General features: G+C 32.5%; 2 protein-coding genes. One reads left to right on the plus strand and one right to left on the minus strand.

From position 1 onward, the window contains the following. The coding region (locus FDO69_RS41715) for a hypothetical protein (RefSeq protein WP_138430329.1) at nucleotides 1–202 on the minus strand (202 nt) is incomplete at its 3' end. Between the two features lie 115 nt (nucleotides 203–317). Between FDO69_RS41715 and FDO69_RS40905 the strand changes: the two genes are divergently transcribed. Further along, a partial coding sequence (locus tag FDO69_RS40905) for a transposase (protein ID WP_170321022.1) occupies nucleotides 318–551 on the plus strand: 234 nt, incomplete at its 3' end.

Consider the following 551-nt stretch of genomic DNA (forward strand, 5'->3'; position numbering starts at 1 on the left):
AAAATCCTAGGCCTATGGCAAAAATATCGATTCCTATCAAGGTAGATGCATGATATATCTGCATTAAAGATTGTTGTATATTAACTTTATCGTTTATTAAAATATCTGGACTAGATTGCCAAAATATTCGATCTAAACATACTAATAAAGAACTGAATATAAGCAATATAGCTAATCCTATATTTTTTCTCTCTTTATTCACTTTTATAACCTTCCTGATAAAGTCCATATAATTGTGTAAAAGATAAAAGGCCATGTAACAGCCCTTTTACGGTACAATGTTTTTAACCACAAAAACATACCCAGGAGGACGTTACATGACCCAAGTACATTTTACACTGAACAACGAAGAGGTTCAAAGTATTATTGAACATTCGGTAAAAGATGATGTTTCTAAAAATATTTTAACCACTGTTTTCAACCAATTGATGGAAAATCAACGAACAGAATATATTCAAGCCGATGACTATGAACGTTCAGAAAGTCGTCAGAGTCAAAGAAATGGCTATTATGAGCGAGACTTTACGACTCGTGTGGGTACACTCGAATTA

The sequence above is a fragment of the Streptomyces tibetensis genome, from assembly GCF_007655005.1.
Classification (GTDB): domain Bacteria; phylum Actinomycetota; class Actinomycetes; order Streptomycetales; family Streptomycetaceae; genus Streptomyces; species Streptomyces tibetensis.